The sequence below is a fragment of the Streptomyces sp. Ru71 genome (assembly GCF_002920535.1).
GTDB lineage: Bacteria > Actinomycetota > Actinomycetes > Streptomycetales > Streptomycetaceae > Streptomyces.
In genome coordinates, this window is sequence record NZ_PQSS01000077.1 from 1 (window position 1) to 24,777 (window position 24,777).

The window sequence follows — 24,777 nt, forward strand, 5'->3', positions numbered from 1 at the left end:
CCCCAGTGGCCAACGAGCAGCCCCCGGGAGCAGAGCATGACCGACGACACCACCTTCGACCTCGGACCCCAGGTCCGGATCGTCGCCCGCCTCGCCGAGGGCGTGCGCGACGAGCAGCTCGCCGACCCGACGCCGTGCCCCGAGCTGGCGGTGCGCAACCTGCTCGGGCACCTGCTGGGTCTGTCCGTCGCCTTCCGGGACGCGGCCCGCAAGGACCTCGGTCCGACCACGGACACCCCGCCGGACACCCATGTGCCGGACATCGGCCCGGACTGGCGCGCGGCACTGCCCAAGGCCCTCGACGAACTCGCCGACGCCTGGCGAGACCCGGCCGCCTGGACCGGCATGACCCGCGCGGGCGGGGTCGACCTGCCGGATGGGATCGCCGCGGCCGTCGTCGCCGACGAGCTGGTCATCCACGCCTGGGACCTGGCCCGCGCGACGGGTCAGCCCTATGACCCCGACCCGGTCGTGCTCCGCGTCTGCCACGACTTCCTCCGGGCCGCGGCAGACGCCGGCGACCGGGGCGACGGCATCTTCGGCCCGGTCGTACCGGTCCCCGAGGACGCGCCGCTCCTGGACCGCGCGGTCGGGCTGAGCGGTCGCGACCCCCGCTGGGAGCGACCCGGGAGCTGACACAGAAGGCACGTCGAGGAAACGGAAGGCACGTCAAGGGACACAGAAGGCACGTCGAGGACGCCGAATTTCCTGGCCGGCCCCCGGCCGCCGCCCCGTACGCTCGCCCCATGTCCCTCACCCTCACCGTCCTCGGCACCGCCTCCCCGCACCCCGGCCCCGGGTGTCCCTGCTCCGGGTATCTGCTGCGGGGCGGGGGCGCCGAGGTGTGGGTGGACGCCGGGTTCGGGACGTTCGCGGAGTTGCGGCGGCACACCGACCCGGCGCGGCTGACCGCCGTATGGATCTCCCATCTGCACGCCGACCACAGCGCCGACCTCCTGGCCGCCGTCTACGCCCTCGCCCACGGCGGACTCACCCCGCCGGCACCCGTCCCGGTGTACGCGCCCGAGGGCTGCGCGCAGCGGCTCGCGGGGTTCCTCGGGCGGCCGGACGTGAAGTTCCTGGACGGAATCCTCGACTTCCGGCCGCTGTACGACGGGCATGTCGCCCGGCACGGCGGCCTCACCCTCGCCGCGCGGTCCGTCGTCCACGACACCGAGGCGTACGGGCTGCGCGCCGAGTGCGACGGGAGCGTGCTCGCGTACTCCGGGGACAGCGGACCCTGCGCCGCGCTCACCGAACTCGCCCGCGACGCCGGCCTGTTCCTGTGCGAGGCCGACATCGACGCCCATCGCGAAGGCGAACAGGTCCATCTGACCCCGGAGGACGCCGGCCGCACCGCCCGCGAGGCCCGCGCGAGGCGGTTGCTCATCACCCATGTGGGGCCCACGCTGACGCGCGACGCGGCCACCGAACGCGCCGCCACCGTCTTCGGTGACGCCACGGCAGCCGCCCGGGAGGGCGACACCCACGCCGTCTGAGGACGGCTCAGCTTCCTTTGTCAGAAGCATTGACGAAATGCATGCGCACTCCTACCTTCATCGCGTCGTACCTCGTACGTCATATATGAGACGCGATACGTGAGATCCCATACGCGAGACCCCAGGGCCCCGCGAAGATCCGAGAGGCGCGCATGACCTCTGTGCCCACGCCGATCCCCTCCCGCACGCAGTTCGTGCTGGAGGAGATCAAACGCCGCATCCTCACCGGGCAGTTGACGCCAGGACAGGCCCTGGTCGAGACCGAGCTCGCCGCACAGTTCGGGGTGTCCAAGACCCCGGTGCGCGAGGCCCTGAAGACCCTCGCCGGGACAGGTCTGGTGGTGATGAGCCAGTACAAGGGCGTCACGGTGCGCATGGTGGACGCGGACATGGCGCGCGAGGTCTACGACGTGCGGCTGCTCCTCGAACCCGAGGCGCTGAAGCGGGCCGTGCGGCGCGGCGCCTCGCTCGACGCCGCCCAGGCCGCGCTGACCCGGGCCGACGAGGCCACCGACACCGCCGAACGCTCCCTGGCCAACCGGGAGTTCCACCGCGCGCTCTACCTGCCATGCGGAAACCCGCTGCTCGGCCGCATGCTCGACGAGGTCCGCGACCAGGCCGCGCTGGTCTCCGCCGTCGCCTGGGCCGCCGACCCCTCCTGGGAGCGGGAGGCCGCCGAGCACCGGGAGATCCTGCGGCTCGCGCTGGCCGGCGACGCGGACGGCGCCGGCCAGGCCCTGCACGCCCACATCGCGTCGTTCGTCCGGCGCGCGTTCCCCGAGGCCGACCCCACGGCCCAGGACCAGGAAGGTCAGGCATGAGCAGCGTGGCGTTCGAGACCCAGCGGGCGGCCCTGGCCGACGTGGTGGCCATCCCGGTCACCCCGTTCGCCGAGGACGGCACGATCGACGCCGCCGGCCACCGGTCCCTGCTGCGCCGCCTGCTCGACGGCGGCATCACCACCCTCACCCCCAACGGCAACACCGGCGAGTTCTACGCCCTCACCCCCGACGAGCGCCGTCTGATCACCGAGCTGACGATCGAGGAGGCGGGCGAGCGCGCCGTGATCCTCGTCGGCGTCGGCCACGACGTGCCCACCGCCGTCGCCTCCGCCCGGCACGCCCGCGAACTCGGCGCGCAGATGGTGATGGTGCACCAGCCCGTCCACCCCTACGTCTCGCAGTCCGGCTGGGTCGACTACCACCGCGCCATCGCCGAGGCGGTCCCCGAGCTGGGCGTCGTGCCCTACATCCGCAACCCGCAGCTCACCGGCGCCCGCCTCGCCGAACTCGCCGACGCCTGCCCGAACGTCATCGGCGTCAAGTACGCCGTCCCGGACGCCGCCCGCTTCGCCGCGTTCGCCCGCGACGCGGGCCTGGACCGCTTCGTGTGGGTCGCCGGCCTCGCCGAGCCGTACGCGCCGTCCTACTTCTCCGCCGGCGCCACCGGCTTCACCTCCGGGCTCGTCAACGTCGCCCCGGCCGTCTCCCGCAACATGCTGGAGGCCCTGCGCGCCGGGGACTACCCGGCCGCCATGAAGGTCTGGGAGCAGATCCGCCGCTTCGAGGAGCTGCGCGCCGCCAACGGCAGCGCCAACAACGTCACCGTCGTCAAGGAGGCCCTCGCCTCCCTCGGCCTGTGCCGCCGCGACGTGCGCCCGCCGAGCCGCCCGCTGCCCGAGCAGGAGCGCGCCGAGGTCGCCGCCATCGCCGCCGGGTGGTCGATATGACCGACAGGAAGCGCCCGGAAGACCTCAGAAGCCACCAGTGGTACGGCACCGACGGCCTGCGCTCCTTCAGCCACCGCGCCCGCACCCGCCAGCTCGGCTACCTCCCCGAGGAGCACCTCGGCAAGCCGGTCATCGCGATCCTCAACACCTGGTCCGACATCAACCCCTGCCACGTCCATCTGCGCGACCGCGCCCAGGCCGTGAAGCGGGGCGTGTGGCAGGCCGGGGGCTTCCCGCTCGAATTCCCGGTCTCCACGCTCTCCGAGACCTTCCAGAAGCCGACCCCCATGCTCTACCGCAACCTCCTCGCCATGGAGACGGAGGAGCTGCTGCGGTCCTACCCGGTCGACGGGGCCGTGCTGATGGGCGGCTGCGACAAGTCCACGCCCGCCCTGCTGATGGGCGCCGCGTCCGCCGGACTGCCCGCCGTCTTCGTGCCCGCCGGTCCCATGCTGCCCGGTCACTGGCGCGGCGAGGTCCTCGGCTCCGGCACCGACATGTGGAAGTACTGGGACGACAAGCGGGCCGGCCTCATCGGCGACTGCGAGATGCAGGAACTGGAGAGCGGCCTGGCCCGCTCGCCCGGCCACTGCATGACCATGGGCACGGCGTCCACGCTGACCGCCGCCGCCGAGGCCCTCGGCGTCACCGTCCCGGGCGCGTCCAGCATCCCGGCCGTCGACTCCGGGCACGACCGGATGGCCGCCAAGGCCGGCATGACCGCCGTCGAGCTGGTGCACAAGGACCGGCGGATCGGGGACATCCTCACCCGGGAGGCCTTCGAGGACGCCGTCACCACCGTCCTCGGCCTCGGCGGCTCCACCAACGCCGTCATCCATCTGATCGCCATGGCGGGCCGGGCGGGCGTGAAGCTGACGCTCGACGACTTCGACCGGATCGCCCGCACGGTCCCGGTCCTCGCCAACGTCCGCCCCGGCGGACAGACGTACCTGATGGAGGACTTCCACTTCGCCGGCGGACTGCCCGGCTTCCTCTCCCGCATCCCGGACCTGCTGCACCTGGACCGGCCGACGGTCTCGCACGACACCCTGCGCGAGCAGATCGCCGGCGCTCGGGTGCACCACGACGACGTGATCCGGCTACGCGACCACCCGGTCGCGAGCGAGGGCGGGGTGGCCGTGCTGCGCGGCAACCTCTGCCCGGACGGCGCCGTCATCAAGCACATCGCCGCCGAGCCGCACCTGCTCAAGCACACCGGCCCCGCGGTCGTCTTCGACGACTACAAGGCCATGCAGCGCACCATCGACGACCCGTCGCTCGGCATCACCGCCGACCATGTGCTCGTCCTGCGCAACGCCGGGCCCAAGGGCGGCCCGGGCATGCCCGAGTACGGCATGCTGCCCATCCCGCGGTACCTGCTCCAGCAGGGCGTGCGCGACATGGTGCGGATCTCCGACGCCCGGATGAGCGGCACCAGTTACGGCACCTGCGTGCTGCACGTGGCGCCCGAGTCCTACGTCGGCGGACCGCTCGCGCTGGTGGAGACCGGTGACCTGATCACCCTCGACGTCGAGGCCCGCACCCTCCATCTCCACGTGGACGACGAGCAGCTTCAGCGCCGCCGGGCCGCCTGGACCCCGCCGCCGGCGCGGTACGAGCGCGGCTACGGCGTGCTCTACAACTCCCAGATCACCCAGGCCGACACCGGCTGCGACTTCGAGTTCCTGGCCCGGCCGGGCGAGGTGCGGGACCCGTACGCCGGCTGAGCCCGGCGCCCCACGCCCTAGCTCCGCCCTGCATCCCGAGAAAGCGCTTCCCGCACGCCGTACGAGCACGACGTACCAGAACGGAGAACAGTCATGGCCCAAGCCGCAGCCGTGGCGAAACCGCCCGCGCCACCGAGGCGGCGCCGTGCCTCCGCCACACCGCGCAGGCTGCCGTACCTGCTGATCGCGCCCGCCGCGCTGCTGATGCTCGGCTTCATCGCCTACCCCGTCATCAGCGTCTTCTACTACAGCCTGCAGAACTACAACCCCACCAAGCCCTGGCGCAACGGCTTCGCGGGCTTCGACAACTTCGTCCACGCCTTCACCGACGACCCGCAGTTCTGGGACACCCTCACCTTCAGCGCCAAGTGGGTCGTCGTCGAGGTCGGACTGCAGCTGCTGCTCGGCCTCGCGCTGGCGCTGATCGTCAACCAGACCTTCGTGGGCCGGGCGCTGGGACGCGCCCTGGTGTTCTCCCCGTGGGCCGTCTCCGGCGTGCTGACCTCCGCGATCTGGGTGCTGCTGTACAACTCCCAGACCGGCATCACCCGTTACCTGGCGGACATGGGTATCGGCTCCTACGGCACCAGCTGGCTGTCGGACACCTCCACCGTCTTCCCGGCGGCCGTGGTCGCCGACCTGTGGCGCGGCGTGCCGTTCTTCGCGATCCTCATCCTCGCCGACCTCCAGTCCGTCTCCAAGGACCTGTACGAGGCCGCCGAGGTCGACGGGGCGAGCCGGCTCAAGCAGTTCTGGCACATCACCCTGCCGCACCTGAAGGACGCCATCGTCCTGTCCACGCTGCTGCGCGCGGTGTGGGAGTTCAACAACGTCGACCTGCTGTACACCCTGACCGGCGGCGGCCCGGCCGGCGAGACCACCACGCTGCCGCTGTACATCGCCAACACCTCCGTCGACGCCCACAACTTCGGCTACGCGTCCGCCCTGACCACGGTCGCGTTCGTGATCCTGCTCTTCTGCTCGATGGTCTATCTGCGGCTGAGCAAGTTCGGAGGCGACAAGTGATCACCGAGATCGCTCCGGCAACCGAGCGCGTGGTGTCCGAACCGGCCCGGTCGCGCGGGCGGCGCCGCGCCTGGGACCAGGCCCCGCGCTGGCAGATCTACCTGCCCCTGTCCGTCTACCTGGTCTTCACGCTGGTCCCCTTCTACTGGATCCTGCTGTTCGCGCTGCGTCCCGCCGGCTCCACCTCGCTGATGCCCTGGCCGCTGACCTTCGACCACTTCGAGAAGGTGTGGACAGAACGGTCCTTCGGCACCTACTTCGGCAACAGCGTGCTGGTGGGCCTGGCCACCCTGGTGATGACCACGGTCGTCGCGCTGGCCGGCGGCTACGCCCTCGCCCGGTTCGACTTCAAGGTCAAGCGGGGCTTCATGCTCGCGCTGCTGTGCTCGCAGTTCGTGCCGGGCGCGCTGCTGCTGGTGCCGCTGTTCCAGATCTTCGCCGAGTTGAAGATGATCAACTCGCTGGGCAGCGTCATCATCGCCGAGACGGTCTTCCAGCTGCCGCTGTCGATGATCCTGATCAGCAACTTCATCAAGAACGTGCCGTACTCGCTGGAGGAGGCCGCCTGGGTGGACGGCTGCAACCGGCTGCGGGCCTTCCGGGTCGTCGTGCTGCCGCTGCTGCGGCCGGGTCTGATCGCCGTCGGCTCCTTCGCCTTCGTGCACTCCTGGAACCACTTCCTGTTCGCCCTGATGTTCCTCAACAACCAGGACAAGCAGACCATCCCGGTCGGCCTCAACTCCCTGATGAGCGCCGACAGCGTCGACCTCGGCGCCCTGGCCGCGGGCGGCATCATCGCCGCCGTCCCCGTGGTCATCGTGTTCGCGTTCATCCAGAAGTGGCTCATCACCGGTTTCAGTGCGGGGGCGGTCAAGGGATGAGAATCCGGCACCTCACCATCACGGCCGCATTGCTGGGCACACTCTGCCTGCCCGCCCACGCCGACGAGCAGGTCCGCGACATCAGCCGCGACACCCTGGCCCCGAACGACGGCTGGGCCTCCTTGGGCACCGGCACCACCGGGGGCGCCGCCGCCGACGACGCCCATGTGTACACCGTCGCCGACCGGGCCGGCCTGGTGCGCGCCCTCGACGGCGGCAGCGACACCCCGAAGATCATCAAGATCGCCGGGACCGTCGACGCCAACACCGACGACGCCGGCCGCCGGCTCGACTGCGCCGACTACGCCACCGACGGCTACGACCTGAAGAAGTACCTCACCGCCTACGACCCCCGCACCTGGGGCGCCGACAAGCCCAGCGGCCCGCAGGAGGAGGCCCGTCAGGCGTCCGCGGCGCGGCAGGCCGAACGGGTCGTGTTCCCCGTCGGCTCCAACACCACGATCGTCGGCCTCGGCTCCTCCGCCGTCCTCAAGGGCGCCAGCCTCCAGGTCAAGGGCGCGGACAACGTCATCGTCCGCAACGTCGAACTGCGCGACGCCTACGACTGCTTCCCCGTCTGGCAGCCCAACACCGGCGGCCTCGGCGACTGGAAGACGGCCTACGACACCCTGTGGCTCAACGGCGCCACCCACGTCTGGGTCGACCACGTCACCGCCTCCGACCAGGGCCACCCGGACGCCGGCGAGCCCACCTGCTTCGCCCGCAACTACCTGCGCCACGACGGTTTGCTGGACATCACCAACGGCTCCGACCTGGTCACCGTCTCCTGGAGCCGGTTCGCCGCCCACGACAAGGCGATGCTCATCGGCAACGGGGACAACGTCACGAGCGACCGGGGCAAGCTGCGGGTCACCCTCCACCACAACGAGTTCGACGGCGTCGTCCAGCGCGCCCCGCGCGTCCGCTTCGGACAGGTGCACCTCTACGACAACCGGTACGTGGTCCCCGAGGACTCCCTCGACTACCGCTACTCGATCGGCGTCTCCACCGAGTCCCGCATCTACGCCGAGAACAACGCCTTCCACACCCCGAGCCATGTGGAGGTGGCCGACCTGGTCAAGAGCTGGAACGGCACCGCCCTGCACGCGAGCGGCACGCTGTTCAACGGCTATCCGGTCGACCTGCTCACCATCCACAACGCCTACAACTCCGGCAGCGAGAGGGACCTGACCGACGACGTCGGCTGGACGCCCACGCTCCACGGCACCGTCGACAGCGCCGCGGTGGCCGACCGGGCGGTGGCGCGCGGAGCGGGCGCGGGGAGGATCCGATGAGCGCCCCCGTGCCGATCGTGCTGGCCGGCGCCCGCGGTCACGGCCGCTGGCACCTCGACAACATCCGCCGCCTCCAGGACCGGGGCCTGGTCCGGCTCGTGGGGATCTGCGAACTGACCCCGCTGACCGAGCAGGAGCTGCCCGACGGCCTCGGCGCCCCCGAACAGTCCGCCGACTTCGGCGCGCTGCTGGATGCCACCGGCGCCCGGATCGCCGTGGTCTGCACCCCGATCCCCACCCACACCGACCTCGCGCTCACCGCCGCCGAGCGGGGCGTGCACCTGCTGCTGGAGAAGCCGCCCGCGCCGTCGTTCGCCGAGTACCGGCGGATGGCCGACGGGGTCGCGCGGGCCGGTGTGGCCTGTCAGATCGGCTTCCAGTCGCTCGGCTCGCACGCCCTGCCCGCGATCCGGGAGATGATCGCCGACGGCGTGATCGGCGAGGTCGTCGGCCTGGGCGGCGCCGGCGCGTGGGCGCGTGCCGAGGCCTACTTCCGGCGGGCGCCCTGGGCGGGCCGGCGGCGGCTGCACGGCGCCGACGTCGTCGACGGGGTGCTCACCAACCCCCTCGCGCACGCCGTCGCCACCGCCCTCGCGCTCGACGGCTCGACCCGCGCCGAGGACGTCACCGGCATCGAGACCGAGCTGCTGCGCGCCAACGCCATCGAGTCCGACGACACCTCCTGTGTACGGATCACCACCGCCGCCGGCCGGCCGATCGTCGTCGCCGCCACCCTGTGCGCCGAGCGCCCCGACGAGCCGTATGTGCTGGTGCACGGCAGCCGTGGCCGGATCACCTTCTGGTACAAGCAGGACCGGGTGCTGCTGCAGCGCGCCGACCACGGCCCGGAGGAGTTCGAGTACGGCCGCACCGACCTGCTCGCCGACCTCGTCGACCACCTCACCACCGGCGCCGCCCTGCTCGTCCCGCCGGACGCCACCGGCGCCTTCATGAAGGTGGTGGAGGAGATCCGGCTCGCCCCCGACCCGGCCCCGCTGCCCGAGCACGCCTGGCGCGTGCTGCCCGAGGAGGGCCGGCGCGTCGTCCCCGGTGTGGACGGTCTGGTCGCGGCCGCCGCCGACACCCTCGCCCTGTACTCCGAGCTCGGCGCCCCCTGGGCCCCGAGCGCCCTGCCGAGAGAGGTGAGCACCCGATGACCGCCCCCGACACGCCCGTCCTGCGGGTCGCGGGCCGCCCCGTCGGCCGCTACGTCATCCGACCCGAGCTGCCCGCCCGGCTCTCCCCGCGCCCCTACCTGCACCCCGTCACCACCCTGGCCGGCACCACGGTCACCGAGCTGACCCCCGCCGACCACGCACACCACCTCGGCGTCGGTGTCGCCGTTCCCGACGTCGAGGGGCACAACTTCTGGGGCGGGCGCACCTTCGTCCGCGACCAGGGCCCGACCGAGCTGGACAACCACGGCGCCCAGCGGCACACCTCGTTCCCGCTGCGCGACCCGGACGGCTTCGTTGAGGAGCTGCGCTGGGTGGCGGGCGGCGCGGAGCTGCTGCGCGAGCGGCGCACGGTCGCGGCCACCGAACTCACGGCCACCGCCTGGGCGCTGGACTTCACCTTCTCCCTCACCAACACCACACCCGGTCCGCTCTCCCTCGGCAGCCCCGCCACCAACGGCCGGCCCGGCGCCGCGTACGGCGGCTTCTTCTGGCGGGCCCGCAAGGAGGCCGAGCCGCCCCGCGTGTTCACCGCCGACGCCGAGGGCGAGGAGGCGGTGCACGGCCGCCGCGCCGACTGGCTGGCCCTCGCCGGGACCGGCTGGACGCTGGTGTTCGCCGGTGCCACCGAGGCGACCCGCCGCGACCCCTGGTTCGTGCGCGCGACCGAGTACCCCGGGGTCGGCTCCTCGCTCGCCTCCTCCGAGCGGCTGACCATCCCGCCCGGCGACACCGTCGTACGGCGGATCGTCACGGTCGTCGCGGACGGCCGCCCGGACCGGGACGAGGCGGCCGCCCTGGTCGGAAAGGCAGTGGCGCAGTGACCACGTACGAGAACCCGATCCTGAACGCCGACTGGTCCGACCCGGACGTGGTGCGCGTCGGCGACGACTTCTACCTCACCGCCTCCAGCTTCGGCCGCGCCCCCGGCCTGCCCCTGCTGCACTCCCGCGACCTGGTGAACTGGACGCTCGTCGGGCACGCCCTGGACCGGCTGGAACCCGAGGCCGAGTTCGCGCGGCCCCGGCACGACTGCGGTGTCTGGGCGCCCTCCCTCCGCCACCACGACGACCGGTTCTGGATCTTCTGGGGCGACCCCGACCAGGGCATCTTCCAGGTCAACGCGCCCGATGTCCGCGGCCCGTGGACCCGCCCGCACCTGCTGAAGGCGGGCAAGGGGCTGATCGACCCGTGCCCGCTGTGGGACGACGAGACCGGCGAGGCGTATCTCGTGCACGCCTGGGCGAGGTCCCGCGCCGGCGTCAAGAACCGCCTCACCGGCCACCGGATGCACCCCGACGCCACCTCCCTGCTCGACGAGGGCAAGCTGATCGTCGACGCCGACCGCATCCCCGGCTGGTTCACCCTGGAAGGGCCCAAGCTGTACCGGCACGACGGCTGGTTCTGGATCCTGGCGCCCGCCGGGGGAGTGGACACCGGCTGGCAGGGCGCCTTCCGCGCGCGGGACTTCTTCGGCCCGTACGAGGAGCGGATCGTCCTCGAACAGCAGGACACCGACGTCAACGGCCCCCACCAGGGCGGCTGGGTGCGCACCCCGTCCGGTGAGGACTGGTTCCTGCACTTCCAGCAGCGCGGCGCCTACGGCAGGGTCGTCCACCTCCAGCCGATGCGCTGGGACGCCGACGGCTGGCCGGTGCTCGGCAACGACGGCGCCCCCGTCGCCGTCCACCGAAGGCCCGCCCTGCCGCCGCAGCCGCCGGCCGCGCCCGCCACCGACGACGACTTCCCCGGCGGACGGTACGGCCGCCAATGGCAGTGGACCGCCAACCCCCAGGACGGCTGGGCCACCCAGCACTCCGCCGACGGCCTGCGGCTGACCTGCGTCCGCTCGGCCGACGCGCACGACCTGCGCAAGCTGCCGAACCTGCTCACCCAGCGGCTGCCGGGCCTGCCCAGCGCCGTCGAGGTCGAACTGCGCCTGGACGCCGAGGAGCCGGGGGCCCGGGCCGGGCTCGCGGTGCTCGGGGACGCGTTCTCCTGGATCGGGCTCGAACGGGGCGCCGACGGCCGGGTCCACCTGGTGCACCGGTTCGCCGAGCCGGTCGCCGAGCGGGAGCGGGACGCCGACCGCCCACGGCTCGCCCCGCGGGGCCGGGCCCGGCTGCGCATCGAGATCGGCGCCGGCGCCCGCTGCCGCTTCTTCCACGACACCGGGGCGGGCCTTGAGCCCTCCGGCCCCGTCTTCGCCGCCACCCCGTGGCGCTGGGTCGGGGCGCTGCTCGGCCTGTTCGCGCTCGCACCTCAAGGCCCGGGTCACGCCGGCACGGCGACCTTCGAGCACTTCCGTATCACCGCCCTCTGAAAGCCCTGAAAGCCCTGAAAGCCCCTTCCCCCGTACGCCTGTTGGGAGCCGCAATGCCGCACATCCCTAGCAAGCGCTTGCCGAGACCAGGTGTCGCCCTGGCCGCCGTCGCCGGCCTGCTCGCCGCCCTCGGTCTCGGGGCGGCCGGTGAGGCGAAAGCCGCCACCGTCCCCCCGTCCGTTTCCGCCGCCGACCGCTGGAGCGACCAGCCGCACGGGTTCGCCACCCTCGCCGGCGGCACCACCGGGGGCGCCGGCGGCACGGTCGTCACCGTCACCGACCAGGCCTCGCTCGCCAAGTACGCCTCCGCGCCCGAGCCGTACGTCATCCGGGTCAAGGGCTCCATCGCCGTCGCGCCTTTCGGCTCCGACATCGTCGTGGCCTCCGACAAGACCATCATCGGCGTCGGCGACACCGGTGAGATCGTCCACGGCGAACTCCACCTGAACCCCGGCACGCACAACGTCATCATCCGCAACCTGACGATCCGCGACTCCTACGTCGAGGGCGACTGGGACGGCAAGACCACCGACTTCGACGCCATCCAGATGGACACCGTCGACCACGTCTGGATCGACCACAACCGCCTGACCCACATGGGCGACGGGCTGCTGGACATCCGCAAGGACAGCCAGTACGTCACCGTCTCCTACAACCAGTTCAGCAACCACAACAAGGTGTTCGGCATCGGCTGGACGACGAACGTCAAAACGCAGATCACCGTCGACCACAACTGGTTCACCGGCACCAAGCAGCGCAACCCGTCCGCCGACAACTGCGCCTACGCCCACCTGTACAACAACTACCTCTCCGGGCAGGTGGCCGACGGCGACCCGGTGTGGACGTACGGGAACTGGTCGCGCGGCAAAACCCGGATGGTCATCGAGAACAGCTACTACGACGGCGTCCAGCACCCCTACCAGGCCGACGCCACCGCCGAACTGGTGCAGCGCGGGTCGATCCTGAAGAACACCACCGGGCGCACCGACGCCTGGGGCACGGCCTTCGAGCCGCGTGACTTCTACGACTACCGGCTGGACCCGGCGGCCGCCGTCCCGGTCCTGGTCACCCGCTTCTCCGGCCCGCAGAAGCAGATCGGCGACTCGGTGACGCTGCGGGTCCCCGGCGATTACCCGACCGTGCAGGCCGCGGTGGACGCCGTGCCCGACGGCAACGACCTGCCGGTGACGATCGCCATCGCGCCCGGGACCTACCGCGAGAAGGTCTACGTCCCGGCCGGCAAGCCGTACGTCACGCTGGAGGGGACGGGGGCCAAGCGCTCCGACACGGTGATCGTGTACGACACCCCGGCGGCATACGGCGGCTCCACCGGCAGCGCCACCGTCCGCATCGCCGCGAACGACACCACCGCCCGCCACCTCACCTTCAGCAACGACTTCGACGAGGCCGCCGTCGAGCTGAACGGCGAGCAGGCGCTGGCGATGAAGACCACCGGCGACCGGATCGTCTTCGAGGACACCGCCTTCCTGGGCAACCAGGACACCCTGATGACCGACAGCCCGAAGCTGACCACCATCAGCCGCGTCTACGTCCGCGACTCCTACATCGAGGGCGACGTCGACTTCATCTACGGGCGGGCGACCACCGTCGTCGAGCGGTCGGTGATCCGGGCGCTGAGCCGGGGCTCCACCACGAACAACGGCTACATCACCGCCGCCTCGACGTGGACCGGCAACCCGTACGGCATCCTGATCACCGGCTCGCGGATCGTCAGCGACGCGCCCGAGCAGTCCTTCCACCTCGGCCGGCCCTGGCACCCGGGCGGCGAGCCGCAGGCCGTCGGCCAGGTGCTGATCCGGGACACCGAACTGCCCGCCGCGGTCAAGTCCGCGCCCTGGACCGACATGAGCGGCTTCTCCTGGAAGGACGCCCGCTTCGCCGAGTACCGCACCTACGGCCCCGGAGCGGCCGTCACCGCCGACCGGCCGCAGATGAGCAACGAGGACGCGCGCGTCCACACCGTCGCCGACTACCTGCGCGGCACCGACGGCTGGGCGCCGCAGACCCGCCACTGACCCCCACCACTTCATATCCGTGCAGCATCCGGAAGAAGAGAGCCGACCAATGAAGATCAGCAACCGCAGAAGCAGGCGTGCCGCCCTGGCCGTCGCCCTGGGCTCCGTGCTCGCCCTGACCGCCACCGCCTGCGGCGACGACGGCAGCGGCAGCGGCGGGGACAAGGGCTCCGAGGGCAGCGGCAAGGGCGAGATCGTCTTCTGGGACAACAACGGCGGTGTCCGCACCGACATCTGGAAGCAGATCATCGCCGACTTCGAGAAGGCCAACCCCGACATCAAGGTCAAGTACGTCGGCATCGCCGCCAAGGAGTACCAGTCCAAGGTGGACACCGCCATCCAGGGCGGCGGCCTGCCCGACGTCGGCGGGGTCGGCGCGGCCATGCTCGCGGAGTTCTCGGCGCAGAACGCCCTGGAGCCGCTGGACGAGCGGCTCACCAAGTCGTCGCTGAACGGCAGGCTGAACAAGGACATGGTCGCCTCGCTGAAGGCCGCGGGCGGCGGCGACGGCACGCTCTACTCGATCCCGACCTCCGCCAACAACGGCGTGCTGTACTACCGCACCGACCTGTTCCAGAAGGCCGGCCTGGACGCGCCGACCACCTGGGACAAGTTCTACGAGGCGGCCCATAAGCTCACCGACGCCAAGAAGAACGCGTTCGGCTACACCATCCGCGGCGGCGCCGGCTCCATCGCGCAGGCGCTGGACGCGATGTACGGGCAGTCCGGGATCACGTCGTTCTGGAACGGCGACAAGACCACGGTGAACGACCCGAAGAACGTGGCGGCGCTGGAGAAGTACGCGGCGCTGTACAAGAAGGTCACCCCGGCCGCCGACGTGAACAACGACTTCACGAAGATGGTCGCCCAGTGGGACTCCGGCACGATCGGGATGCTCAATCACAACCTGGGGTCGTACCAGGACCATGTGAAGGCGCTCGGCACCGAGAAGTTCCGGGGCATTCCGCAGCCGGTCGGGCCCGGCGGAAAGCGGGTCCAGGTCTCCAACCCGGTCGACGGGCTCGGGCTGTTCAAGAGCTCCAAGAACAAGGAGGCCGGCTGGAAGTTCATCGAGTTCGCGCTCTCGCACGCGGAGAACTCCAAGTTCAACGAGGCGGCGGGGCAGGTGCCGGCGAACACGGAGGCCGCCGGCGATGCGTGGATCCAGAAGGCGGAGCCGACGAAGCTGGCCGCTGCCGCGTTGAGCGATGGTTCTACGACCATCGTCCAGCTTCCTTACTATCTGCCTGACTGGAACACGATTTCCAAGGCGGACAACGAGCCGGGCTTTCAGAAAGTGTTGCTCGGGAAGATGTCGACGAAGGAATTTCTGGACACGTTGGCCGATCAGCTCAACAAGGCTCAGGCCGACTGGAAGCAGAACCATTGAGTCCGTGGGTGGTTTCGGTTCGTGGGGGGCTGCGGGGCCGTTGTGGCTGGTCGCGCCCCCGCGGCGGAGCCGCATATCGACACGGCCCCGCGCCCCCTAGGTGAGTCCCCTTACCCTTGGTTGAAAGGTGCCCTTCGTGTCCCTCAGCCGTAGAGCCGTTCTTGCCGCCGTTCCGCTCACCGTCGCCGCCGCGCCCTCCCGTGAGAAGTCCCGCACCCTCTATATCGCCGGTGATTCCACCGCCGCTCAGAAATACTCCGACGCCGCGCCCGAGACCGGGTGGGGAATGGCGTTGCCGTTCTTTGTGCACAAGGAACTCGTCGTCGCCAATCACGCGATGAACGGGCGCAGTTCCAGGAGTTTCGTCGACGAAGGGCGGCTGGACGCCATCCTCTCCGTCATCCGGCCCGGTGACCTCCTGCTCGTCCAGTTCGCGCACAACGACCAGAAGGCCGCCGATCCCACCCGGTACACCGAGCCCTGGACGACCTACCGGGAGTATCTGCGCCGGTACGTCGACGGGGCACGGCGGCGCGGAGCGCGGCCGGTGCTGGCCACGCCCGTGGAGCGGCGGCGGTTCGACGCCGCGGGCAACGCCCAGCCGACGCACGGGGACTACCCGGCGGCGATGCGGGCGCTCGCCGAGGAGGAGGGCGTGGCGCTGCTGGACGTCCAGGCCCTGTCGCTCGCCCTGTGGCAGCGGCTGGGCGTCGAGGAGACCAAGACCTACTTCAACTGGACCGCGACCGAGCAGGACAACACGCACTTCAACCCGCCCGGCGCGATCGCCGTCGCCCGGCTCGTGGCGCGCGAGCTGCTGCGCACCCGGGTGCTCGCCCCGCGCGACGTGCGCCGGCTGGACGAGGAGATCCCCGCGTCCTGGATCACCTGGCCGGACCCCACCGCTTAGCCCCACCTCCTTTGCAGAAAGAGAGCCGCACTCATGCACGCACGTAAGTGGCATGCCCATGCCATGACTAGGGCGGCCGCGCTTGTCGGCTGCACCGCCCTCGTCCTGTCCGTCACCGGCACCGCCTCCGCCCACACGCCGCAGCGCGACCCGGCACGGCAGGTGCTGGGCGCGAACGACGGCTGGGCGGCGTACGGGACGGGCACCACCGGCGGGGCCGGCGCCGACGCCGCCCACGTCTACACCGTCAGTACCTGGGCGCAGTTCAAGGCCGCCCTCGCGGACGGCGGTGACGCCCCGAAGATCATCAAGGTGAAGGGCACGATCGACGCCGTCTCCGAGGGCTGCGACGCCTTCGCCGCGCCCGACTACGACTTCGCCGCCTACCTGGAGAAGTACGCCCCCGAGCGGTGGGGGTACGACACCGACCTGGAGCAGGAGCCCGCCGACAGCCCCGAGGGCCTGCGCCGGGTGTCCGCCGCTCACCAGGCCAAGGAGATCAAGGCGAACGTGCCCGCCAACACCACCGTCATCGGGGTGGGCCGCGACGCCGGCTTCAAGGGCGCGAGCCTGCAGATCAGCGGCGTCGACAACGTCATCGTCCGCAATCTCGCCTTCGAAAGCCCGCTGGACTGCTTCCCGCAGTGGGACCCCACCGACGGCTCCACCGGCAACTGGAACTCCGAGTACGACAGCGCCGTGGTGTACGGCTCCACCCATGTCTGGCTGGACCACAACACCTTCACCGACGGCGCCCACCCGGACTCGTCGCTGCCGGTGTACTTCGGCATGACCTACCAGCAGCACGACGGCGAGCTGGACATCGTCAAGGGCGCCGACTACGTCACCGCCTCCTGGAACGTCTTCGCCGACCACGACAAGACGATCCTCATCGGCAACAGCGACAGCGCGGCCACCGCCGCCGTCGACCGGGGGCATCTGAAGGCCACCTTCCACCACAACCTGTTCCGCAACCTGATCGAGCGGGCGCCGCGCGTGCGGTTCGGCCAGGTCGACTCCTACAACAACCACTTCGTTGCGGGCGACGGCTACTCCTACAGCCACGGCATCGGCATGGAGTCCCGGCTCGTCGCCGAGCACAACGCCTTCACGCTGCCCGCGGGCGTCTCCGCCGCGAAGATCCTCAAGAAGTGGAAGGAGGCCCCGGTCACCGCCGCCGACAACTGGGTCAACGGCCGTCCCACCGATCTGATCGCCGTGCACAACGCGGAGATCCCCGGCGAGACCCTGGCCTCCGGCGCCGGCTGGACGCCCACCCTGCGCACCCACGTCGACCCGCCGCGCGCCGTGCCCGGCCTCGTCGACCACGGCGCGGGCGCCGGAAAGGTCCGCTGACATGGAACCCCTCGTCATCTCACGCAGAGGCTTCCTGGCCGCGAGTGCCGGCGCCGCCCTGGCGCTGGGCCTCGCGGCCCCCGCGGACGCCGCACCCCGCTCCAGGTTCGGCCGCTACGGCTCGCCCGCCGCCCGCCTGAACGAGCGCACCCTGTACGTCCACCCGGGCGGCGCGGGGGACTTCGCGAGCGTGGGCGCCGCCGTCGCCGCCGCGACCGGGCCCGGCTGGACGCTCGTCCTCGCGCCGGGCGTCTACCGGGAGACCGTCGCCGTCGACGCGAGCCGCACGGACATGACCTGGATCGGCGCCTCGGAGAATCCCCGGGACGCCGTGATCGTGTACGACAACGCGGCCGGTACGCCCAAGCCGGGCGGCGGCACCTACGGCACCAGCGGCTCGGCCACCGTCACCACGCAGGCCGACGGCTTCACCGCCCGCTGGATCACCTTCGCCAACGACTGGCTGCGCGCCGACCACCCCGGCGTCACCGGCACCCAGGCCGTGGCGCTCAAGGCGCAGGGCGACCGCAGCGCGTTCCACCACTGCCGCTTCCTCGGCCACCAGGACACCCTGTACGCCGACACCATGGCACTCGGCACGTTCGCCCGGCAGTACTTCGCCCACTGCTACGCCGAGGGCGACGTCGACTTCGTCTTCGGGCGGGCGACGGCGGTGTTCGAGCACTGCCACTTCCGCACCCTGGACCGCACCGACCTGCCCGCGCCGCCGTACGGCTTCGTCTTCGCGCCCTCCACGGCCGGCGCCAACCCGCGCGGCTACCTGGTCACCCGCAGCAGGGTCAGCAGCGAGGCGCCCGACGCCTTCTACAAGCTGGCCCGCCCGTGGGTGCCCAGCTCTGACACCACCGCCCGCCCGATGCTCACCGTCCGCGACACCTGGCTGGGCCCCGGCATCGACGCGGCCGCGCCCTACGCCGACATGCGGGACGCCTACCCCTGGCAGAGCATGCGCTTCGCCGAGTACCGCGACACCGGGCCCGGAGCCGTCGTCACCGTGCCGGAGAACCGGCCGCAGCTCGGCCCCGAGGCGGCACGGCAGCACACCCGGGAGAGCTACCTCGGCGACTGGAGGCCGTACGCGTAGCGGTGTCACCGCGTGCGCGAGGCTTGTGGCTTGACCGGATTTTTGCCTGCGAAAGAGGTATCGATCGGGCCACGGGCCTCGCGCCCGAGGGGGTGACGCGCGTAGAAACCTGTCATGCATAAGCCACTGCGTTTCGCGGCCGCCGCGGCCGCCTGTGCCGTCGCCGGTGCCGCCCTGTACGGCGCCGGCGCGGCCACCGCCGACCAGTCGACCGCCAACTCCACGCACGAGCCGTACAACATCGGCGTCCTGGTCAAGGACATCGACACCTACTACGGCACCACGCTCGACGCGAACGGCGTCTACCAGGCCTCGCCCACCAGCCCGTACGCCGAGGACCTGGCCGAGATCGACGCGGCCGCCCGGAAGTACATCGACGAGGCCGCCCGCAAGGCGCTGAAGAAGGGCGAGAAGCCGGCCGTCGTCTTCGACATCGACGACACCCTGCTGCTCAGCCTGGACTACGAGAAGAAGACCAACTACACGTACAACGGCACCACCTGGAGCGACTACGTCAACAAGGCCGACCGCCCGGCCGTGTTCGGCAGCCCCGAACTCGTGCGCTACGCCGAGTCCCACGGCGTCGAGGTCTTCTACAACTCCGGTCTCAGCGAGGCCCAGCGCGCCGCCGCCGTGGAGAACCTGAAGAAGGTCGGCGCCGATGTGAACCTGGACGCCGGTCACATGTTCCTCAAGGACAAGGCCAACCCGCCGGCCTACCTGGCCGACTGCGCCAAGCCCGGCGCCTGGAACTGCACCACCGTGCAGTACAAGGCGGGCACCCGCGCGCACATCGAGGACGACCTGGGCTACGAGATCATCGCCAACTTCGGCGACCAGTACTCCGACCTCGAAGGCGGCCACGCCGACCGGACGTACAAGCTGCCGAACCCGACGTACTACGTCGGCTAGTTCCCCCGCACACGGCGACGGCGGCGCCCCCACCGGTCCTCACCGGCGGGGGCGCCGCCGCGCGCCGGCCGCGGCCGTCACCCGTAGCCGATGAAGGGTTGCCGCGGCCGCCGGGCTTCTCTACGAGCCGCTCCCGTCCGCCGGGTGCGCGGCGAAGTCGCCGCCGACCGTGAGCTGCCTGCCGGACGCCGCCGCGGTGATGGTGTAGCGGAACGTCGTGTACGGGAATTCGAACACCGCATGACGGACCGAACCCGGGGCGAGGGCGCGCACACGAAAGGGGGGCAGCCCCCGAGCGGCTGCCCCCCAACTCCCTCGTACCGGCTAGCTCTTCAGCGCCGCCTTCATCATCGCCTTGGCCACCGGCGCGGCCAGGCCGTTGCCGCTGACCTCCGAGCGGGCCGCGTCGGACTGCTCGACCATGACCGCCACCGCGACCTCCTTGTCGCCGGCCTTGGCGTAGGAGGTGAACCAGGCGTACGGCGTCTTGCTGTTGTTCTCGCCGTGCTGGGCCGTACCGGTCTTGCCGCCGACGGTCGCGCCGGATATCCGGGCATTGGTGCCGGTGCCCTCCTCGACGACCGTCTGCATCGCCGACTGCAGCTGCTCGGCGGTGCCGGAGCTGACGATCTCCTTGCTCTGCGCGTCGTCGTCGTAGTCCTGCAGCACATCCCCTCCGCTGTCGGTGACCTGGGAGACCATGTGCGGCGAGACCAGCTTGCCGCCGTTCGCGATCGCCGCCGACACCATCGCCATCTGCAGCGGCGTCGCCGTCACGTCGAACTGCCCGATACCGGTCAGCGCCGTCTGCGCCTTGTCCATCTCCTTGGGGTACACGCTGGGGTACGCCCGCACCGGCACGTCCTGCGCCTCGTCGTTGAAGCCGAACTTCTCGGCCATCGCCCGCACCTTGTCCTGGCCCAGGTCCACCGCCATCTTCGCGAAGACGTTGTTGCAGGAGTACTGCAGCGCGACCCGGATCGAGGCGTTCTCGCACGGCGCCGACGGGTTCTCGTTGCTCAGGTCCCGCGTGGTGCCCGGCAGCCGGTACGGGTCCGGGCTGACGGTGTGCTGGTCCACCGACGAGTACAGCCCGTCCTCCAGCGCGGCCGCCGCCACCACCAGCTTGAACGTCGAGCCCGGCGGCAGCGGCTGACGCAGGCCCCGGTTGTTCAGCGGCTTGTCGGAGTCGGCGTTCAGCTCCTTCCACGCCTTGCCCGCGGTGTTGGCGTCGGTGAGCGCGGACGGGTCGTACGACGGTGTCGACACCACGGCGAGGATCCGGCCCGTCTTCGGGTCGATGGCTACGGCCCCGCCCTTGTTGTCGCCGAGCGCCTTGTACGCCGCCTTCTGCACGTCCGGGTCGATCGTCGTCAGCACGTTGCCCGGGTCGGCCCGCTTGCCGGTGACCGTGTCCATCACCGTCCGCAGCCGCGGGTCCGTGCCGTTGAGCAGCTCCGAGTAGATGCCCTCCAGCTGGGTCGGGGCGTAGGCCTGCGACGCGTAGCCCGTCACCGCCGCGTACAGCCTGCCGTCCGTGTAGGTGCGCTTGTACTCCAGATCACCCCCCGACGTCCGCGTCGAGCCGGTCACGGAACGCCCGGCCACGATGATGTTGCCGAGCGGCTCCGCGTACGTCTGGATCGCGTTGCGCCGGTTGTCCTTGTCGTCCGCGAGCGCCGTGCCGTCGTAGAACTGCACCCAGGTCGCCCGCACCAGCAGGGCGAGCACCAGGAGCAGCGCGAAGACCGATGCGCGCCTGATCGTCTTGTTCATCCCGATGAGAGGACGAGCGGGAGTACGGCGATCGTTCCCGTGTGCGTGGATTTCTCATCGTCCGCTCAGGAAACCGGTGCCTGCCGTCCGCTCAGGAAACCGGTGCCTGCCGCCCGCTCAGGAGACCGATGACTGCCGCCCGCTCAGGAAGCCCGCCTCGTACGCCGCGATCACCGCCTGGGTGCGGTCCCGGGTGCCGGTCTTGGCCAGCACGGACGCCACATGGGTCTTCACCGTCGCCGGGCCCACCCCCATGCGCCGGGCGATCTCCGCGTTGGTCAGCCCGGACGCCATCAGCCGCAGCACCTCGCCCTCGCGTTCCGTGAGCCTTCTCACCCAGGCGGCGGGGGCCGGGCGGGCCCGGGCGTGCGCCGCAGCGAGGGTGCGCACGGCCGACGGGAACAGCAGGGTGTCGCTGCGCGCGACCAGCCGCACCGCCTGCACCAGCGTGTCGGCGTCCGCCCGCTTCAGCAGGAACCCGGCGGCGCCCGCACGCAGCGCGTCGTACACGTACGAGTCGTTCTCGAAGGTCGTGACGACGACAACGCGCGGCGGGTCGTCGAGCGTGGCCAGGAGCTGCTCGGTGGCGCGGATGCCGTCGATCCCGGGCATGCGCACATCCATCAGCACCACGTCGGGCCGCCGGTCCCGGACGACGGCCACGGCCTCGGCGCCGGTCGCCGCCTCCCCGACCACCTCCAGGTCCTCCTCGGCGGACAGGATGGCGTGCAGCGCGGTGCGGACCATGCGCTCGTCGTCGGCGAGGACGATCCGGATCGGCTCACTGCTCATTCGGGTCCCTTCCCGGTCTCGGCCCACGCGGCTGCCCGCATCGGCAGGCGGACGTGCAGCCGCCACACCCCGCCGGCCCGGCCGGCCTCGGCCGTGCCGCCCAGCAGCCGGGCCCGGTCGGCGACCCCGCGCAGACCGTGGCCGCCGCCGGGCCGGGCGGCCGGGGCCCCGTGGAGGGGATTGGTGACGGTGATCTCCAGGTGCTCCCCGGCCGCCGCGATCCGCACGGTCACCTCGGTGCCGCCACCGGTGTGCCGCAGGGCGTTGCTCAGCCCCTCCTGCACGATCCGGTACGCCTCCCGGGAGACCAGGTCGGGCAGCGCGGCCGGCTCGACACCGACGTCGGCCCGCACCCGCAGCCCGCCCGCACGGGTGCGGGCCAGCAGGCCGTCCAGGTCGGCGGCGAGGGTGGGCGCGGGCGCCGTGCCCGGGGCGTCCCCGGCGCGCAGCACCCCGAGCACGGCGTCGAGTTCGCCGACCGTGCGCCGGGTGGTCTCCTCGATCGCGGCGAGCGCCTCGCGGACGAACCCCGGGTCGCTGTCCAGCACCCGGCGGGCCGCGCTCGCCTGGAGGGTGACCGCGCTGAGGGCGTGCCCGACGGAGTCGTGCAGCTCGCGGGCGAGCCTGTTGCGTACGGCCAGGTCGGCGGCGCGCGCCTCGGCGGCAGCCAGCCGATCCTCCGGCGTCGGGCCCAGCAGCGCGGGCGCCGCCCGGGCGAGCAGGGCACCGCAGCCGGCCGCGCACCCGGCGAGCGCCACCAGCATGGCCAGGCCGGCGACCGGCGTGAGCGCCAACGCCCAGGGCTCACCGAGGACTTCGGGCATCCCGAGCCGTGTCCCGCCCAGCGTCGTGAACAGCGGCAGCACCATCAGCACGACCGCGAAAGGCGGCACCGCCAGCGACATCCCGGAGACGATCCCGCCGAGGCCCAGATGCAGCGTGAACCAGGCCGCCGTCCGGCCGCGCGCGACCCGGCCCTGGGCCGGGGTGGGGGAGAGGGCGTCGGCGTCGATCCCGCACAGGGTGCGCGCCGCGCCCGCCTCCAGCGGCCGGGTCATCGGGAACACGGCGGCGGTGAGCGCGGCCAGCGGCAACCCCAGGGCGAAGGACAGCAGTTGCAGTGGCAGGTCGCCGAGGAGGTACCGGGAGTCCAGGGCGGGCCCGACGATCACCTGGCCGACGAGGACGTACGGCATGGCGAGCGCGCCGCCGAGGATCAGATGGATCCAGCGCCGGCGTGCCCGCCCTCCGAACAGCAGCCGGACTCCGGATCTCACGCGGCGTGCTCCGCGATCGGCGCGGAGCGCCGCCCGGCCGACGCCGACCGCTCGGCGAGGAAGTACCCGCCGACCACGGCGACCAGCATCCCGACGATCATGTGGCCAGCGTAGGTCAGGTCCATCAGCGGTGTGGGCCGGTCGGCGATGTCCTCCACACCGGTCAGCGAGGCCACCGCGAGCCAGCCGCCCCAGCAGGCCGTCGCGCCGGACCCCAGCCAGGCCAGCGCGAGCGGCAGCGCGACGGGGAGCGGACGCCCCCACCGGAACGCCAGCAGGAGGGCGCCTGACAGGGCGCACGCCAGGAAGACGACGTACAGCGCCTCCATCACGTAGAAGGAACCGCCCCGGTCGGCGACGCGCCCCGCGCTGAGCCCGGCGGTCGAACCGGTCAGCCACACCGCATGCGCGGCGAGCGGCAGCAGCGCGAGCACGACGGCGGCAACGGCGGTCGTCCGCTGCGCTCCGCCGAGCACCCCGGCCGGCAGGTCCCACACCCGGCCCCGCCACAGGCGGCCCCAGCGCTCACGGGCGTATCGCACGAACAGCGCGCCCAGGGACAGCCCCTGCAGGATGAAGCCGGTGTACACGACGCCGAACACCCAGTCGTCCAGGAAGGGCCGGCCGGACGTGTGCTTGGCCGCGCCCAGGGCCGTGACCAGCATCTGCAGCGGGAACCCGGCCATGATGGGCGCGAGCAGCCCGGTCGCCACCCACGCGGGAAGGGCGAGCAGCCAGGCGGGGACCCGCAGCCCCCACGGCCGGGTCAGCAGCAGCGCCAGCACGATCACCGCCGCGTCCATGGCCACGGTGACGCTGTTGGCGACGGCCATGGTCGCGCGGTGCTCCAGCAGCGCACTGCCGTCCGGGATTCCGACGCGGCTCCCGCCGATCCAGGCGGCCTTGAGGCAGAGGTACGGCACACAGGACGCGATCGCGACGGCGCGCAGGGCGCGGCGAGGCCGGTCGGGAGCGACGGACGCGGCCGGCGCGAGGCTGAGCGACTGGGTCATGCCCCCACACTCCCGCGCGCCCGCCGCCTCCGGCCTCCTGCCCGACGACGATCCGTCTCCGCCGCACGGGGGAGACCCGGATCAGCCCCGCAGCGAGAGCACGACCTCCTCGATCTCCTCGCCGCGCGCCTCGGCGAAGTCGCAGGCCCGGGCCGTCTCCTGGAAGCCGCAGCGCCGCAGCACGCGCAGCGAGCCCTCGTTGTCGGCCGCCGCACGCGCGTACAGCGGACGCTCGGGCACCTCGGCGAGCAGGGCCAGCAGCGCGGCCGTGGCCACCCCGCGCCCCCAGTACGCCCGGTCGACCCAGTACGTCACCTCGCGCTCGCCCGGCTCCCCGTACACCCCGGCGGAGCCCACCACATCGCCGTCGGCGAGGATCGTGCGCAACACCGCGGACGACGCCCTCATCCGCTGCCAGCGGGCGTCGAAGGCGTCCCGGTCGGCCGGGTCCTTCGGGGTGAAGGCGGCCATGCGCAGCGCCTCCGGGTCGTTCATCTGCCGGAAGAACACCGGCAGATCGCTGTCGTGCACCTCACGCAGTACGACATCCATGCC

Annotated in this window: 22 protein-coding genes; 17 read left to right on the plus strand and 5 right to left on the minus strand. The window is 71.8% G+C overall.

Annotated features, from left to right (window positions below; genetic code table 11):
• Positions 1–36: 36 nt before the first annotated feature.
• The 17 genes from C3489_RS31150 (at position 37) to C3489_RS31230 (ending at position 19,364) form a co-directional block, all read left to right on the plus strand.
• Positions 37–636 (plus strand): TIGR03086 family metal-binding protein, encoded by a 600-nt coding sequence (locus tag C3489_RS31150; protein ID WP_103785452.1) that lies wholly within the window; start codon positions 37–39, stop codon positions 634–636.
• A gap of 110 nt (positions 637–746) precedes the next feature.
• A complete protein-coding gene (locus C3489_RS31155) occupies positions 747–1,499 on the plus strand; it encodes an MBL fold metallo-hydrolase (protein ID WP_103785453.1) in 753 nt (250 codons plus the stop codon).
• A 152-nt stretch (positions 1,500–1,651) separates the two neighbouring features.
• A complete protein-coding gene (locus tag C3489_RS31160; RefSeq protein ID WP_103785454.1) occupies positions 1,652–2,320 on the plus strand; it encodes a GntR family transcriptional regulator in 669 nt (222 codons plus the stop codon).
• Complete coding sequence (locus C3489_RS31165) at positions 2,317–3,228, plus strand: dihydrodipicolinate synthase family protein (RefSeq protein WP_103785455.1); 912 nt, start codon at positions 2,317–2,319, stop codon at positions 3,226–3,228. Before C3489_RS31160 ends, C3489_RS31165 begins: the two co-directional genes overlap by 4 nt.
• On the plus strand, positions 3,225–4,955 hold the full coding sequence (gene araD, locus C3489_RS31170) for an L-arabinonate dehydratase (protein ID WP_103785456.1): 1,731 nt from the start codon (positions 3,225–3,227) through the stop codon (positions 4,953–4,955). Before C3489_RS31165 ends, araD begins: the two co-directional genes overlap by 4 nt.
• Before the next feature lie 93 nt (positions 4,956–5,048).
• Positions 5,049–5,981, plus strand: coding sequence for a carbohydrate ABC transporter permease (locus C3489_RS31175; protein WP_103785457.1), 933 nt, complete (start codon positions 5,049–5,051; stop codon positions 5,979–5,981).
• Between the two features lie 8 nt (positions 5,982–5,989).
• Complete coding sequence (locus tag C3489_RS31180; RefSeq protein WP_258055032.1) at positions 5,990–6,862, plus strand: carbohydrate ABC transporter permease; 873 nt, start codon at positions 5,990–5,992, stop codon at positions 6,860–6,862.
• Positions 6,859–8,157 (plus strand): polysaccharide lyase family 1 protein, encoded by a 1,299-nt coding sequence (locus C3489_RS31185; protein WP_103785459.1) that lies wholly within the window; start codon positions 6,859–6,861, stop codon positions 8,155–8,157. The genes C3489_RS31180 and C3489_RS31185 overlap by 4 nt, the downstream gene beginning before the upstream one ends.
• Positions 8,154–9,314 carry a Gfo/Idh/MocA family protein gene (locus C3489_RS31190; protein ID WP_103785460.1) on the plus strand — a complete coding sequence of 387 codons (1,161 nt, stop codon included), beginning with the start codon at positions 8,154–8,156 and terminating at the stop codon, positions 9,312–9,314. The genes C3489_RS31185 and C3489_RS31190 overlap by 4 nt, the downstream gene beginning before the upstream one ends.
• A complete protein-coding gene (locus C3489_RS31195) occupies positions 9,311–10,156 on the plus strand; it encodes a PmoA family protein (protein WP_103785461.1) in 846 nt (281 codons plus the stop codon). The genes C3489_RS31190 and C3489_RS31195 overlap by 4 nt, the downstream gene beginning before the upstream one ends.
• Positions 10,153–11,655, plus strand: coding sequence for a glycoside hydrolase 43 family protein (locus tag C3489_RS31200; protein WP_103785462.1), 1,503 nt, complete (start codon positions 10,153–10,155; stop codon positions 11,653–11,655). The genes C3489_RS31195 and C3489_RS31200 overlap by 4 nt, the downstream gene beginning before the upstream one ends.
• A 53-nt stretch (positions 11,656–11,708) precedes the next feature.
• Entirely contained in the window at positions 11,709–13,691 is a 1,983-nt protein-coding gene (locus tag C3489_RS31205) for a pectinesterase family protein (protein ID WP_103785463.1), read from the plus strand.
• 49 nt (positions 13,692–13,740) lie between these two features.
• Positions 13,741–15,081, plus strand: a complete 1,341-nt coding sequence (locus C3489_RS31210) for a sugar ABC transporter substrate-binding protein (protein WP_103785464.1) — start codon at positions 13,741–13,743, stop codon at positions 15,079–15,081.
• A gap of 136 nt (positions 15,082–15,217) precedes the next feature.
• Positions 15,218–15,991 (plus strand): rhamnogalacturonan acetylesterase, encoded by a 774-nt coding sequence (locus C3489_RS31215; protein WP_103785483.1) that lies wholly within the window; start codon positions 15,218–15,220, stop codon positions 15,989–15,991.
• A gap of 33 nt (positions 15,992–16,024) precedes the next feature.
• On the plus strand, positions 16,025–17,347 hold the full coding sequence (locus C3489_RS31220) for a polysaccharide lyase family 1 protein (protein ID WP_103785465.1): 1,323 nt from the start codon (positions 16,025–16,027) through the stop codon (positions 17,345–17,347).
• Between the two features lies 1 nt (position 17,348).
• Positions 17,349–18,452 carry a pectinesterase family protein gene (locus C3489_RS31225; RefSeq protein ID WP_103785466.1) on the plus strand — a complete coding sequence of 368 codons (1,104 nt, stop codon included), beginning with the start codon at positions 17,349–17,351 and terminating at the stop codon, positions 18,450–18,452.
• A gap of 114 nt (positions 18,453–18,566) precedes the next feature.
• Positions 18,567–19,364, plus strand: a complete 798-nt coding sequence (locus tag C3489_RS31230; RefSeq protein ID WP_103785467.1) for an HAD family acid phosphatase — start codon at positions 18,567–18,569, stop codon at positions 19,362–19,364.
• 324 nt (positions 19,365–19,688) lie between these two features.
• On the opposite strand, the gene C3489_RS31235 is transcribed toward C3489_RS31230, so the two are convergent.
• From C3489_RS31235 to C3489_RS31255, 5 genes are all read right to left on the minus strand, one after another.
• Positions 19,689–21,140 carry a penicillin-binding protein 2 gene (locus tag C3489_RS31235; RefSeq protein ID WP_103785468.1) on the minus strand — a complete coding sequence of 484 codons (1,452 nt, stop codon included), beginning with the start codon at positions 21,138–21,140 and terminating at the stop codon, positions 19,689–19,691.
• 117 nt (positions 21,141–21,257) lie between these two features.
• The gene (locus tag C3489_RS31240) at positions 21,258–21,932 is read right to left on the minus strand and encodes a response regulator transcription factor (protein ID WP_103785469.1); all 675 of its coding nucleotides are present in this window, start codon (positions 21,930–21,932) and stop codon (positions 21,258–21,260) included.
• On the minus strand, positions 21,929–23,209 hold the full coding sequence (locus C3489_RS31245; protein ID WP_103785470.1) for a sensor histidine kinase: 1,281 nt from the start codon (positions 23,207–23,209) through the stop codon (positions 21,929–21,931). The genes C3489_RS31240 and C3489_RS31245 overlap by 4 nt, the downstream gene beginning before the upstream one ends.
• On the minus strand, positions 23,206–24,222 hold the full coding sequence (locus tag C3489_RS31250; RefSeq protein ID WP_103785471.1) for a hypothetical protein: 1,017 nt from the start codon (positions 24,220–24,222) through the stop codon (positions 23,206–23,208). The genes C3489_RS31245 and C3489_RS31250 overlap by 4 nt, the downstream gene beginning before the upstream one ends.
• A gap of 81 nt (positions 24,223–24,303) precedes the next feature.
• Positions 24,304–24,774, minus strand: coding sequence for a GNAT family N-acetyltransferase (locus C3489_RS31255; RefSeq protein ID WP_103785472.1), 471 nt, complete (start codon positions 24,772–24,774; stop codon positions 24,304–24,306).
• Positions 24,775–24,777 lie beyond the last annotated feature (3 nt).

Excerpts from the sequence above, each read along its gene's own strand:
- C3489_RS31150 (WP_103785452.1), top strand. The coding sequence starts at position 37 with ATGACCGACGACACCACCTTCGACCTCGGACCCCAGGTCCGGATCGTC.
- C3489_RS31155 (WP_103785453.1), top strand. The coding sequence starts at position 747 with ATGTCCCTCACCCTCACCGTCCTCGGCACCGCCTCCCCGCACCCCGGC.
- C3489_RS31160 (WP_103785454.1), top strand. The coding sequence starts at position 1,652 with ATGACCTCTGTGCCCACGCCGATCCCCTCCCGCACGCAGTTCGTGCTG.
- C3489_RS31165 (WP_103785455.1), top strand. The coding sequence starts at position 2,317 with ATGAGCAGCGTGGCGTTCGAGACCCAGCGGGCGGCCCTGGCCGACGTG.
- araD (WP_103785456.1), top strand. The coding sequence starts at position 3,225 with ATGACCGACAGGAAGCGCCCGGAAGACCTCAGAAGCCACCAGTGGTAC.
- C3489_RS31175 (WP_103785457.1), top strand. The coding sequence starts at position 5,049 with ATGGCCCAAGCCGCAGCCGTGGCGAAACCGCCCGCGCCACCGAGGCGG.
- C3489_RS31185 (WP_103785459.1), top strand. The coding sequence starts at position 6,859 with ATGAGAATCCGGCACCTCACCATCACGGCCGCATTGCTGGGCACACTC.
- C3489_RS31190 (WP_103785460.1), top strand. The coding sequence starts at position 8,154 with ATGAGCGCCCCCGTGCCGATCGTGCTGGCCGGCGCCCGCGGTCACGGC.
- C3489_RS31195 (WP_103785461.1), top strand. The coding sequence starts at position 9,311 with ATGACCGCCCCCGACACGCCCGTCCTGCGGGTCGCGGGCCGCCCCGTC.
- C3489_RS31205 (WP_103785463.1), top strand. The coding sequence starts at position 11,709 with ATGCCGCACATCCCTAGCAAGCGCTTGCCGAGACCAGGTGTCGCCCTG.
- C3489_RS31210 (WP_103785464.1), top strand. The coding sequence starts at position 13,741 with ATGAAGATCAGCAACCGCAGAAGCAGGCGTGCCGCCCTGGCCGTCGCC.
- C3489_RS31220 (WP_103785465.1), top strand. The coding sequence starts at position 16,025 with ATGCACGCACGTAAGTGGCATGCCCATGCCATGACTAGGGCGGCCGCG.
- C3489_RS31225 (WP_103785466.1), top strand. The coding sequence starts at position 17,349 with ATGGAACCCCTCGTCATCTCACGCAGAGGCTTCCTGGCCGCGAGTGCC.
- C3489_RS31230 (WP_103785467.1), top strand. The coding sequence starts at position 18,567 with ATGCATAAGCCACTGCGTTTCGCGGCCGCCGCGGCCGCCTGTGCCGTC.
- C3489_RS31235 (WP_103785468.1), bottom strand. The coding sequence starts at position 21,140 with ATGAACAAGACGATCAGGCGCGCATCGGTCTTCGCGCTGCTCCTGGTG.
- C3489_RS31240 (WP_103785469.1), bottom strand. The coding sequence starts at position 21,932 with ATGAGCAGTGAGCCGATCCGGATCGTCCTCGCCGACGACGAGCGCATG.
- C3489_RS31250 (WP_103785471.1), bottom strand. The coding sequence starts at position 24,222 with ATGACCCAGTCGCTCAGCCTCGCGCCGGCCGCGTCCGTCGCTCCCGAC.
- C3489_RS31255 (WP_103785472.1), bottom strand. The coding sequence starts at position 24,774 with ATGGATGTCGTACTGCGTGAGGTGCACGACAGCGATCTGCCGGTGTTC.